Here is an 11,024-nt window from a genome sequence, read left to right on the forward strand (position 1 = left end):
ACCGGCGGGAAGCCGCTCGAATCAGCTGCTCTGCTCGACCGGCGTCAGTGTCAATTCGAGCCGTTGCGCACCGCGCAAAATCGTTACGTTGACGGGTTTGTCGATGCGCGACGCATCGAGCGTGCGTTGCAGGCTATCGACGTCATGCACCGCGAGCGCGTCGATCGCGACGATCGTATCGTCGGTGCGTAGGCCGCCGAGCGCGGCAGGGCTGCCTTTGACGATTTCCATCACATGCACGCCGCTCGCCGAACTCAAGCCGAAATAGCGCTGCATGCGGCGCGACAGCGGCCTCGTCGTCCCCGCCACGCCGATGTATGCGCGCCGCACGCGCCCGTACGCAAAGATCTGCATGATGACCCACTTGGCGGTGTCGATTGCGGTGGCGAAGCAGATCGCCTGCGCGCCGGGAATGATCGCGGTGTTCACGCCGATCACCTGGCCCGCAGAATTGATCAGCGGACCGCCCGAATTGCCCGGATTGAGCGCGGCGTCAGTCTGGATCACGTCGTAGATCATGCGGCCCGAGGTCGACCGCAGCGAGCGGCCGAGCGCCGACACCACACCGGTGGTGACGGTTTGCGCGAGCCCGAGCGGATTGCCGACCGCGATCGCAATCTGCCCGACTTTCAGCCGCGACGATTCGCCGAGTTCGACGTGCGGCAAGGGCTCGGGCGAGCCGATACGCAGCACGGCCAGATCGCTGCCAGGGTCGTCGCCGACCAGGTCGGCGTCGAATTTCGCGCCGTCGGCGAGCGTGACGCGAATGTGCGTGGCGCCGTGCACGACGTGGCTGTTGGTGAGCAGGTAGCCGTCGGGTGTGAACAGGAAGCCGGAGCCGGTGCCGCCGCGCGCGTTGCGGCGACCCGCTTCGCCCGGCCGTCGGCGTTCGACGGAAATGAAGGCGACCGCCTGCTGGACGCGTTCCAGCGCACCGATCACGGTGCGGGAATAGGCGTCGAGCAGGGCGTCGTCGGATAAGGGATTGAGTGGGTGTGGCCCGGGGGCGTCGGACGCGGCGCGCGACAGGTCATCGATGGAGCTAGGGCGGCTTCCCATGGCGATGCTCTGGATGAACGGAAATGGAGATGCGGGGCGCCGCGTGGGTTTTCAAGAGAGGGGCAACCCTCGCGGCGCAGGCGCTGCCTGTGAGACACTTTCCCGTGCCGGCCTGCGCCGCCGCGCCTGCGGGAATGTCCGCGCGCGGTGAGTGGCGGGCTTGCCATGCCAAGGAGACAGCCAGAATGAACTCGCCCGCTACATCGGCTGCAGGGACTACAGCGACCGCAGCGACCGCAGCGACCGCAGCGACCGCAGCGACTACAGCGACTACAGCGACTACAGCGACTACAGCGACTACAGCGACTACAGCGACTACAGCGACCGCGGCGACCGCGCCGACGGAACCGCAGATCGAATCGCTCAGCGCCATCACCCTCGCCACCTGCGATATGCCACGCGCGGTGCTGTTTTACGAAGCACTCGGCTTCCCGATGAAATTCGGCGGCCCGCAGGAAGCGTTTACGTCGTTTGCGTTCGGCGGGACGTATCTGAATCTGATCATCGATACGCGCGCGCCGGTCAACTGGTGGGGCCGCGTCATCGTCTATGTGTCGGATGTCGACGCGCTCTACCGGAAGGCGCTGGCGGCGGGGCTGAAGCCGTCGCTCGAACCGTCCGACGCGCCGTGGGGCGAGCGGTACTTTCACATCACCGATCCGGACGGTCACGAATTGAGCTTCGCCAGGCCGCTGCGCTAACGCCGGGTGGGCTTGCAAAATCGCTATCATGGTTCTCAGCAAGGCGTGCAGGCCGCCGGCGCGCGCCGCCCATTTACGCAAACCCGCCGCAAGCGCACAGCTTTCAGACCGGTAACACGGCTGACACCTCGCGCTTCGATAATCGGCGCATTTGCGTGCGCCGCGTTCGCGTGGCGCACGTATTCATTTCTGCTGCCAGGAGAACTGCGATGAAAGAGCTGGATTCGAGACCCGAGGCCGAAATGCTGGCAGAGCGGCAGCGCCGTTTCGAGGAAGACCTCATCGATGCGTACGATGAGGAGCTCGAAATGGAGGTCGACGACCGCATTCTCGACGGCGCCCACGGTTTCACGCCCGAGAATCGCGAGGCGCGCAAGATGTACTTTCGCGAGCTGTTCCGGCTGCAGGGCGAACTCGTCAAGCTGCAGGACTGGATTGTGCAGACCGGTCATCGGCTTGTGGTGATTTTCGAAGGACGCGATGCGGCGGGCAAGGGCGGCGCGATCAAACGCATCACGCAGCGGCTCAACCCGCGCGTATGCCGCGTCGCAGCACTGCCGGCGCCGAATAACCGCGAGCGTACGCAATGGTATTTCCAGCGCTACGTGTCGCATCTGCCGGCGGGCGGTGAAATGGTGCTGTTCGACCGCAGCTGGTACAACCGCGCAGGCGTCGAGCGCGTGATGAATTTTTGCAGCGACGAGGAGTACGAGGAGTTCTTCCGTTCGGTGCCGGAATTCGAAAAGATGCTGGCGAGAAGCGGCGTGCAGATTCTCAAATACTGGTTTTCGATCACCGACGAAGAGCAGGAAATCCGCTTCCAGAACCGCATCCACGACCCGCTCAAGCAGTGGAAACTGAGCCCGATGGATCTGGAAAGCCGGCGCCGCTGGGAAGCCTATACGCAGGCCAAGGAAGTCATGCTGCAACGCTCGCACATTCCCGAAGCGCCGTGGTGGGTCGTGCAGGCGGTCGACAAGAAGCGCGCGCGGCTGAACTGCATTCACCATCTGCTGAACCAGGTGCCGTATCACGAGATCGAGCACCCGCAGATCGAACTGCCGGCGCGGGTCTATAACGACGAATACATCCGCCAGCCGGTGCCGCAATCGATGATCGTGCCGGAAGTGTATTGATGCCGGACCGGCGAAATACAACAGGCGCGAGGAACAGGCCGGGAACAGGCTCTACGCGCCGAGTTTATAAGGGCGCGTCATGACCTCGAGCAAGTGGCCGTCGGGATCGTCGAAGTAGACGCCGCGGCCGCCGTTGTGCAGATAGGTTTCGCCTGCGCGTTGTTTGCCGGGGTCGGCCCAGTACTGAAGGCCCCCGTCACGAATACGCGGGAAGACCTGGTCGAATTCGTCGTCGCTGATCAGAAACGCGTAATGCTGCATGACGATCTTGCCGTCGCTTTCGAAGAAGTCCAGCGAGACGCCGTTGGCAAGCTGAACGACCAGCATCTGGCCGAACTCGATGGGGCTCGGCAGCCCCAGAATGTCGATGAGAAATTTTGCCGACTTCTGCTTGTCGCGGCACCAGACGATGGTGTGGTTTAGCTCTACGCTCATGTTCCGCTCTCACCTGATTTGGCCGGGCAGATCCTTCCTGGTCAGGAAGGGCCTTGCATTGCACCACGGATTCGCTCCATGGATACAACATAGCCGACGCCCGACGGCATGCAAGTGAAATGTAACTACGGCCACTACGGCTGCGGCTCTTCCGGGGGCCGGCCGCCTGACCGGCCCCGGCGGCTTAGAACACGATCCGGAACAGCCAGTACAAGCTCGCGGCCAGTGCGATCGAAACCGGCAGCGTCAGCACCCACGCGAGGATCAGGCTGCGCACGGTAGCCCATTGCAAGCCGGAGCCGTTGGCCGCCATGGTTCCGGCCACGCCCGACGACAACACGTGCGTCGTCGAGACCGGCAAACCGTATACGTCGGCCGCGCCGATCGTCAGCATCGCCACCAGTTCAGCCGATGCCCCCTGGCCGTAGGTCAGATGCTGCTTGCCGATCTTCTCACCGACCGTCACGACGATGCGTTTCCAGCCCACCATCGTGCCGAGACCCAGCGCGATGGCGACCGCGACCTTGACCCACGTCGGGATGAACTTCGTCGCGTGATCGGTTTGCGCGTTGAAGTTCTCGATGGCCTTGGCGTCGTCCGGGGAGAAGGCGGGCTGTTTGGCCTTGTCCATCAGGCGGATCGCTTCGGACGCGACATACATATTGTTGCGCACGTTATCGACCATGCTTTGCGGCACGGCCGCCATCGATCCCGATGCGCCGACCTGACGGCCAATCAGCTCGGTCAGTTGCTGCAAAGCCGGCAAGGTCGCAGGCGTCAATTGGCGTGTGCGCACATAGGCTTCGACATCGGCGCGCGGGTCCGCGGAAGGCGCCGCGCCGTTGGTGTACCTGGCAAGCGTCGCCGAGGCTTGCTGCGAGACCGCGAGGTAGGTCTGCGTTTCAGCCGGCGTGACCGCCTTGTTCAACGCATACGCTGTCGGCACTGCGCCGATCAGGATCAGCATGATGAGGCCCATGCCTTTCTGGCCGTCGTTCGAACCGTGCGCGAACGAAACACCGGTGCAGGTCAGAATCAGCAGGCAGCGAATCCAGAACGGCGGCGGTTCCTTGCCCGTCGGCTCGGCATACAAGGCGGGAACGCGCACCACGGCTTTCAGGATCAGCAGCAGCAAGCCGGCCGCCAGAAAGCCGACCAGCGGCGAAAACAGCAGCGACTTGCCGACGCCGAGCGCCTGATTCCAGTCGACGCCGCTGGTGCCGGATGGGCCATGCATCAGCTGATTCATCAGGCCCACGCCGATAATCGAGCCGATCAGCGTATGCGAGCTGGACGAGGGCAGTCCGAAATACCAGGTGCCGAGATTCCAGATGATCGCGGCGATCAGCAGCGCGAAGACCATCGCGAAGCCGGCGCTGCTGCCCACTTGCAAGATCAACTCGACGGGCAGCAGTTGCAGGATGCCGAACGCCACCGCACCGCTTGAAGTAAGCACGCCGAGAAAATTCCATGCGCCAGACCAGACCACCGCAATGTTGGGCGCGAGCGAGTGCGTGTAAATCACGGTGGCGACTGCATTCGCAGTGTCATGAAAACCGTTGACGAACTCGAAACCGAGTGCGATCAGGAGTGCGATACCAAGCAGAAAATAAGGCAGAACAGAGGCTTCGCGAACCGGCTGTAAATCGTCTAGCAAATGGGTGGCGCAATAAATGGCGCCCACTGCGATCACAACCAGGAAAATGATAAGGCCGAGATTGCGCCCCTTGCTACTTGCAGCGCCCGGTTGCGGATACGAAAGTTCCGGCATGGCCTGTGTCCTCAAAGTTTGTCGCGCGGCTTCCGATCGTGAGCGGCCCGCGTGTCGCGTTGATGACAACGGTGTGACGCCTATGCTGGACTGGATCTGGAGGGGAAGTGCGCGGATATTGTCCGCACACTGGGAGATATGCCGCCAGAGACGTAGCGGTTTTGAATGCTTAGCGATCCGAAAAACATCAGCTACGCGGCCGTGGAGATATCTGCTGTTGAAGCGTCACCGAGGCAGCGGTTATAACATCGCAAGAATCATTCCTGAAAAGTGCCTTATGGCTCATTTATACGTATTGCATGAATATCCATCAACACCTTTTTTTGCTACGCTGCAAAGAGGTTTTTTTGAAGGATGTTCGATGAAACGCGAAAGCCGGAAGGGCGAAAAAAGCTCCGACAAACATGCCGACAAGCACGCCGCGGATAACCCGCTGGCCGGCGAACAGCCCTCCGCGGAGGCGGCGTTCGCGTCGTACGCGGCGCCACTCGTCGATGGCGCCATCGAATACGCGGCCGCGGTGCGCGAGGATGCATCGCCCGAATTGCTGCACCAGCTGCGCGTGTCGCTGCGGCGTCTGCGCTCGCTGTGGTGGGCGTTCGAGCCGCTGCTCGACAAGGGCGAGAATACGCGGCAACGGGCGCTGTACAAGTATCTGGCGACGGCGGCGGGCACAACACGCGATTGGGACATCCTGATCGAACTGATGACGCAGAACGATACCGGCGCGCGAGCAATGGCGCCGAAACTCGAAGAGATCCGCAGCGGCGCGTTGGCAACGAGCCGCGAAACCCTCTCGAACGCGGACGTCAAGCATCTGTTGCGCGATGCCTTGGCCAGCGCTACCAAGGAGCTGAACACCGCGCATGAGCGCGTGCCGCTGAGCAAATTCGCCGGCAAACGCGTGGCCACTTCCGAACGCTCGTTACGCAAGCGCATGAAGCGCGCGTCTCACGCAAAGCGCTCCAATTACACTTCGTTTCATGACGTCAGAAAGGCCGGCAAAAGACTGCGTTATCTGCTCGAATTTTTCGGACCGGTTCTGCATGGCAGCCACGAACGTACGCTTAAACTGCTTAAGCAGATTCAGAAACGTTTCGGTGCGCTGAACGATATTGTCGCAAGCGAGATGCTGCTGCGTGACAACGCAGCCTTGCTGGCGGGTTCGGGCGACATCGAGGCGGCGCTTCAATGGTTCAGGAAGGAACGCAAACGCCGGATGCGGTCGGCCGCGGGGCTGCTGCGCAAGTTGTGAAGCAATGGGGCGGCGCCGCGCGCGCTCGAGCACAAGAGCTGGACGAACCCTATTTGCGATGCGCGTTGAGCTGATTTGCCAGGCGATTCTTTTGCGAAGGAAGCGATGCGCACGTGCCGTGTCAAACACTTTCGCTGCGCCGTGGAGCGAGTCCCCGTAGCGTTACTGCGTCGCGCGTGTCGCCGGGTGGTTTGGCGGTGCGTTTGCCGGTCGTCAGTTCGTCGACGGGCGAGAGCGGCTCGACGGGAAAGCCGCGTCGTTGCCATGCGTCCAGACCGCCTCTTAGTGCGCGAATCCGCGTGTAGCCGTTGCGGCGCATCCGTTCCGTGATGTCGACGGCGGTCGCGTTGTCCGCGCAGATGCAATAAATCACGGTGTCATAGGCGAGCAGCGCGCCGTCGATTTGTTCGGAGGAGTGCGGATCGAGCGCCAGCGCGCCGGGGATGCAGCACGCCGCCTCATGCGTCAGCGCCTCTGGACGCGCGTCCAGGATCATGGGCGGGGCGATGCGGCGCCATCCGGGCGGTGCTGCTGCCGGATCGGCATCGGGTGCGGCCAGCGCCAACCGCCGACGCGCGCGGCGCTGCTGCAGCAGACGAAACGCCAGGTACACCAAGGCGGCTGCCAGCAGGATGTCGACGACTGTGCCGCCGCGTGCTCTGACAAAGACGAGCAGCATATGCAGTTGTTTTTCTGCCGCGGCGCCGCCGAGCAGCCAGAAGGTGGCCCACGCCGTCGCGCCCGCGATGTCCCAAGCTGCGTAGATGCGTGCATCGACGGCTGTCGTGCCCATCAACGGCGGGGTGAGGAGCGCGAGCCCGGGGACGAACTTCGAGATCGACACGAGTGGAACGCCGAAGCGCTCGAATAGCGAGCGTGCTTCGCCGACTTTCGAATCGATGGCCGGCGAAAGCCGGCTGAGCACGGAGATCAGTCCGCGGCCGTAGATGCGGCCTGCGGTGAACCATGTGCCGTCGCCGATGAGCGCACCGAGAACGGCGGCGAGGAGAACCGGCCAGAAATTCAGCGAGCCGGCTGCGATCGCCGAACCCGCGAACAGTAGCACGGGGACCGCGGGGATTGGCACGCCGAGGCGTGTCAACAGGACGTTCAGGAATACGACTGCGGCGCCCCAGGTCGAAACCGCCGAAGACGGAAACTCTACCAATTGTGATGCTCCTGTTGGCTGGCGTTTTTTTGCTGGGCGCAAAAGGTGTTCGAGTGGGGGTATAGGTTCTTATCTTGGTGAGAATACTCGAAGGGAGGCAAGGGGTGGTTTTTTGCCTTTGAAAAGAAACCGAACAGAGCCACATGGGATGTCTCACTTACTCTCCCTTACGGACACTCAAGATTTGCCGCCCCGACGTCGATAGACCCTATAACCAACCATACGTCGAGCTGCGTCTTTGCGGACGCACGCAAGTACGTGCCTGACCAAACCGCCGTGGAAAACGGGGCGTCGCGCGCGTAAGAAATGAAGGGAGCTTGCCGTGCAAATCAACAGTGCGTTGTCGTCTACAGCGTCGGGACTAGGTAGCTCTGTGGTGGTGAGCAAGGACGCGACGAAAAAATCGCCTGCTGCCGGGAACGACGCGTCTATCCAGACAGACTCGAAGCCTGACACTTCCACGCAGGATTCTGCAGTTCATATCTCGGCGCAGGGCGCTGCGACGGCAGCACAAGAGGCGCGCACGGGGCAGGGAGGCGAGGCGGCAAGCGACCCGGTTGCGGATGACGCGTCCGCAACCAACGTCTCAGCGGCCAAGTCATTTGCCTACGGCACGCTCGGCCTCGAGCGGCCGGATCAGCCTCAGGAAAGGCGCAACGCGTTCTATACCGCGGGGCGTTGGCTCGCTGCGGGAATCACTATCGGCGGGATCATTTCGTTGCTCGCCTGAAGCGTTGCGCCTCGGCAAGCGAGCCGGACTGTGGCGACAATCGCTGTCGACGCAATCGGTATGAGATGCGGGTGTGAACTGAGGGTACGAGATGCGGCTCGCCAATGCTTCGCGGCTTGCGCTTGCCGTGCATCGCGCACGACAAGCGCAACTGCCCGCTTAGCGGTCGAGGAACGACTTCAGCCGATCCGCGCGGCTCGGATGCATCAGCTTGCGCATCGCCTTGCTTTCGATCTGGCGAATCCGCTCGCGCGTGACGTCGAACTGTTTGCCGACTTCTTCCAGCGTATGGTCCGACTTCGTGTTGATGCCATAGCGCATACGCAGCACCTTCGCTTCGCGCGGCGACAGCGAGTCGAGCGCGTCGTCGATCGCGGCACGCAAGTCGGCCTGCATCGCTGCGTCGGCCGGCGAGGAAGCGGCCGAATCTTCGATCATGTCGCCGAGCGTGGCGTCGCCGTCGTCACCGACGGGCGTTTCCATCGAAACCGGCTGCTTGGCGATCTTCAGAATGCCGCGCACTTTCTCTTCCGACAGTTCCATGCGTTCAGCCAGCACGGAAGGATGCGCTTCCTGGCCGGTCTGCTGCAAAATTTCGCGCGAAATGCGGTTGAGCTTGTTGATCGTTTCGATCATGTGCACCGGCACGCGAATCGTGCGCGCCTGGTCGGCGAGCGAACGCGTGACGGCCTGGCGAACCCACCACGTTGCGTACGTCGAAAACTTCCAGCCGCGCCGATATTCGAACTTGTCGACTGCCTTCATCAAACCGATGTTGCCTTCCTGGATCAGGTCGAGGAAGAGCATGCCGCGGTTCACATACTTCTTCGCGATCGAAATCACGAGGCGCAGATTCGCCTCGATCATTTCGCTCTTGGCTTTGCGCATCTTCGACTCAGCCGCGACCATCTGACGATTGATCTCTTTCAGATGCTTGAGCGGCAGCGAAACCGTCGCTTCGATGTCGATTAGCTTTTGCTGTTCCGACTGAATGGCAGGCAGATTGCGCTCGAGCGCTGCACCGAACGACGACGACCCGCGCGCTGCGCGCTCTGTCCAGCCGAGGTCGGCTTCGTGGCCCTTGAACGACTCGATGAACTGCTCGCGCGGCATGCCGCTCTTCGTCACGACGATTTGCAGAACGCGGCGCTCGATTTCGCGAACCTGTGCGACCTGGCGTTGCACGTCGCCGCACAGGCGGTCGATCGTGCGGGCCGTGAAGCGAATCTTCGCGAGGTGCTGCTGAATCTCTTCGCGGGCACGCAGATAAGCTTTCGAGGTGACGTCGCCGCGCGTGTGCGACGCGTTCATCTGGTCGTACAGGAGGCCGACCTGGGTGAAGATCTCGAGGCAATCGCTAGTCAGCTGCTTCAGACGGGCTTCGTCCGCCGCCGAGGAATCGGCCGGGCCGATGTCGTCGTCACTATCGCTGTCGTCGTCATCGCTGGCGTCGGTATCGACGTCCGCCATTGCGTCGGCGCTCGCATCTTCTTCCGCAGCAGCGGAATCTTCATTGAGACCGTCGACCAGTTCGTCGATGCGAAGCTCGCCGTCCACGACCTGTTGGGCGCTGGCCAGGATTGCGGAGATCGCGAGCGGGCAAGCGGCAATCGCCTGCACCATTTCGTGCAGGCCGTCTTCGATGCGCTTTGCAATTGCGATCTCGCCCGCACGGGTCAGCAGCTCGGTTGCGCCCATCTCGCGCATGTACATGCGCACGGGGTCGGTTGTGCGGCCGAATTCGGAGTCGACCGTCGACAGCGCGACTTCGGTTTCCTCGTCTGCCTGATCGTCCGACACCACCGCGGGCGCGTTCGAGTTCAGCAGCAGGGTTTCCGCATCCGGAGCCTGCTCGTAGACCTGCACACCCATGTCGTTGAACGCGCTGACGATGCTGTCGATCGCCGCGGTTTGCGCGAAATTGTCGGGCAGGTGATCGTTGATCTGAGCGTGGGTAAGGTAGCCTTGCTCCTTGCCCAGCTGGATCAGCTCGCGCATCTGGCGCTGACGCTCTTCGGCCTGTTGCGGCGGCAACTCGGCTGCTACGGGGATCGCCTTGCCTGCGCCCTTGCCTTTGCCGGCGCGGCCGGAGGGTGCCTTGGCAGGGTAGCCTGCCGTTTCGTGTTGCGAATCTTCGCGATCAAAAGGGTTCACGTATTCTCCTCTAGAGGCTTCGCTATGAGACGCAAGACGCGACCGTCAGGCGTTTCGAGCATGGCTCAACATCACCTGAGTGACTCAACGCGGTTGTTTGGCTGTGCTCTGGGGAGCAAAAAAGATGAGCCCGCTCGAAGCGGGCCGATAGAAATGCACGAAATTCGCGCGGCTCGCATTATATACGAGCTTGCGCCATTGCGCGCATTGTGAGCACACCAATTCGTGTGCTCACTCGCGGTGGGCTCGGTCACGGTCTGCCCAAGTGCCAAGCGCGGGCTTGTCAGGGATGTGCATCATCAGTACGCCACGCGCAGGGACGGGTCCCTCACTATAGATGAACTCGTTCGTCCTCACACGGTGCGATTGCTACGGAGGAGCCTGCTATATGTAGGGGGCACAACTTTTAGCGTCGATTCACACTTACTTAAAAGAAAATTCACAAAAGGGGGTTGACGACGTGTCAGTCGTTCTTCATAATCTCGTTTCTCTGCTGCTGATGCAGCGACGTAGAACGAAGCGGTGCCGGGTGGTTGCAGTGTGGTGTGCAACGCGGTGCGGGTTCGGTAGTGACTGCGGAATCGATCTTTAAAAATTAACAGCCGATAAGTGTGG

10 protein-coding genes are annotated in these 11,024 nt (G+C 62.0%); 4 read left to right on the forward strand and 6 right to left on the reverse strand.

What is annotated here, in order from left to right; translation table 11 throughout:
- Positions 1-21: 21 nt before the first annotated feature.
- A complete protein-coding gene (locus AC3WLT_RS33825) occupies positions 22-1,059 on the reverse strand; it encodes a S1C family serine protease (RefSeq protein ID WP_492595965.1) in 1,038 nt (345 codons plus the stop codon).
- A 353-nt stretch (positions 1,060-1,412) separates the two neighbouring features.
- On the opposite strand from AC3WLT_RS33825, the gene AC3WLT_RS33830 reads away from it, so the two are divergent.
- Complete coding sequence (locus tag AC3WLT_RS33830; protein ID WP_492595974.1) at positions 1,413-1,760, forward strand: VOC family protein; 348 nt, start codon at positions 1,413-1,415, stop codon at positions 1,758-1,760.
- 209 nt (positions 1,761-1,969) lie between these two features.
- Positions 1,970-2,896, forward strand: a complete 927-nt coding sequence (ppk2, locus tag AC3WLT_RS33835) for a polyphosphate kinase 2 (RefSeq protein WP_492595966.1) — start codon at positions 1,970-1,972, stop codon at positions 2,894-2,896.
- Positions 2,897-2,947: 51 nt separating this feature from the next.
- Here the strand turns inward: ppk2 and AC3WLT_RS33840 are convergent, their stop codons facing one another.
- Both AC3WLT_RS33840 and AC3WLT_RS33845 read right to left on the reverse strand, forming a co-directional pair.
- Positions 2,948-3,331 carry a VOC family protein gene (locus AC3WLT_RS33840; protein WP_492595967.1) on the reverse strand — a complete coding sequence of 128 codons (384 nt, stop codon included), beginning with the start codon at positions 3,329-3,331 and terminating at the stop codon, positions 2,948-2,950.
- Between the two features lie 184 nt (positions 3,332-3,515).
- Positions 3,516-5,102, reverse strand: coding sequence for an inorganic phosphate transporter (locus AC3WLT_RS33845; RefSeq protein ID WP_492595968.1), 1,587 nt, complete (start codon positions 5,100-5,102; stop codon positions 3,516-3,518).
- Positions 5,103-5,463: 361 nt separating this feature from the next.
- Between AC3WLT_RS33845 and AC3WLT_RS33850 the strand changes: the two genes are divergently transcribed.
- Positions 5,464-6,357 (forward strand): CHAD domain-containing protein, encoded by an 894-nt coding sequence (locus tag AC3WLT_RS33850; protein WP_492595975.1) that lies wholly within the window; start codon positions 5,464-5,466, stop codon positions 6,355-6,357.
- A 121-nt stretch (positions 6,358-6,478) separates the two neighbouring features.
- Here AC3WLT_RS33850 and AC3WLT_RS33855 read toward each other — a convergent pair whose 3' ends face one another.
- Positions 6,479-7,525 carry a VTT domain-containing protein gene (locus AC3WLT_RS33855; protein ID WP_492595969.1) on the reverse strand — a complete coding sequence of 349 codons (1,047 nt, stop codon included), beginning with the start codon at positions 7,523-7,525 and terminating at the stop codon, positions 6,479-6,481.
- 322 nt (positions 7,526-7,847) lie between these two features.
- Between AC3WLT_RS33855 and AC3WLT_RS33860 the strand changes: the two genes are divergently transcribed.
- A complete protein-coding gene (locus tag AC3WLT_RS33860; RefSeq protein WP_492595970.1) occupies positions 7,848-8,255 on the forward strand; it encodes a hypothetical protein in 408 nt (135 codons plus the stop codon).
- Positions 8,256-8,414: 159 nt separating this feature from the next.
- On the opposite strand, the gene rpoD is transcribed toward AC3WLT_RS33860, so the two are convergent.
- Both rpoD and AC3WLT_RS33870 read right to left on the reverse strand, forming a co-directional pair.
- Positions 8,415-10,409 carry an RNA polymerase sigma factor RpoD gene (gene rpoD / locus AC3WLT_RS33865; protein ID WP_492595971.1) on the reverse strand — a complete coding sequence of 665 codons (1,995 nt, stop codon included), beginning with the start codon at positions 10,407-10,409 and terminating at the stop codon, positions 8,415-8,417.
- 353 nt (positions 10,410-10,762) lie between these two features.
- A partial coding sequence (locus tag AC3WLT_RS33870) for a hypothetical protein (protein WP_492595972.1) occupies positions 10,763-11,024 on the reverse strand: 262 nt, incomplete at its 5' end.

The sequence above is a fragment of the Paraburkholderia sp. FW306-2-2C-D06C genome (assembly GCF_058781505.1).

Bases quoted from the DNA above. Each gene is read 5' to 3' on its own strand.
- AC3WLT_RS33840 (WP_492595967.1), bottom strand. From the start codon at position 3,331: ATGAGCGTAGAGCTAAACCACACCATCGTCTGGTGCCGCGACAAGCAG.
- AC3WLT_RS33825 (WP_492595965.1), bottom strand. From the start codon at position 1,059: ATGGGAAGCCGCCCTAGCTCCATCGATGACCTGTCGCGCGCCGCGTCC.
- AC3WLT_RS33850 (WP_492595975.1), top strand. From the start codon at position 5,464: ATGAAACGCGAAAGCCGGAAGGGCGAAAAAAGCTCCGACAAACATGCC.
- AC3WLT_RS33845 (WP_492595968.1), bottom strand. From the start codon at position 5,102: ATGCCGGAACTTTCGTATCCGCAACCGGGCGCTGCAAGTAGCAAGGGG.
- ppk2 (WP_492595966.1), top strand. From the start codon at position 1,970: ATGAAAGAGCTGGATTCGAGACCCGAGGCCGAAATGCTGGCAGAGCGG.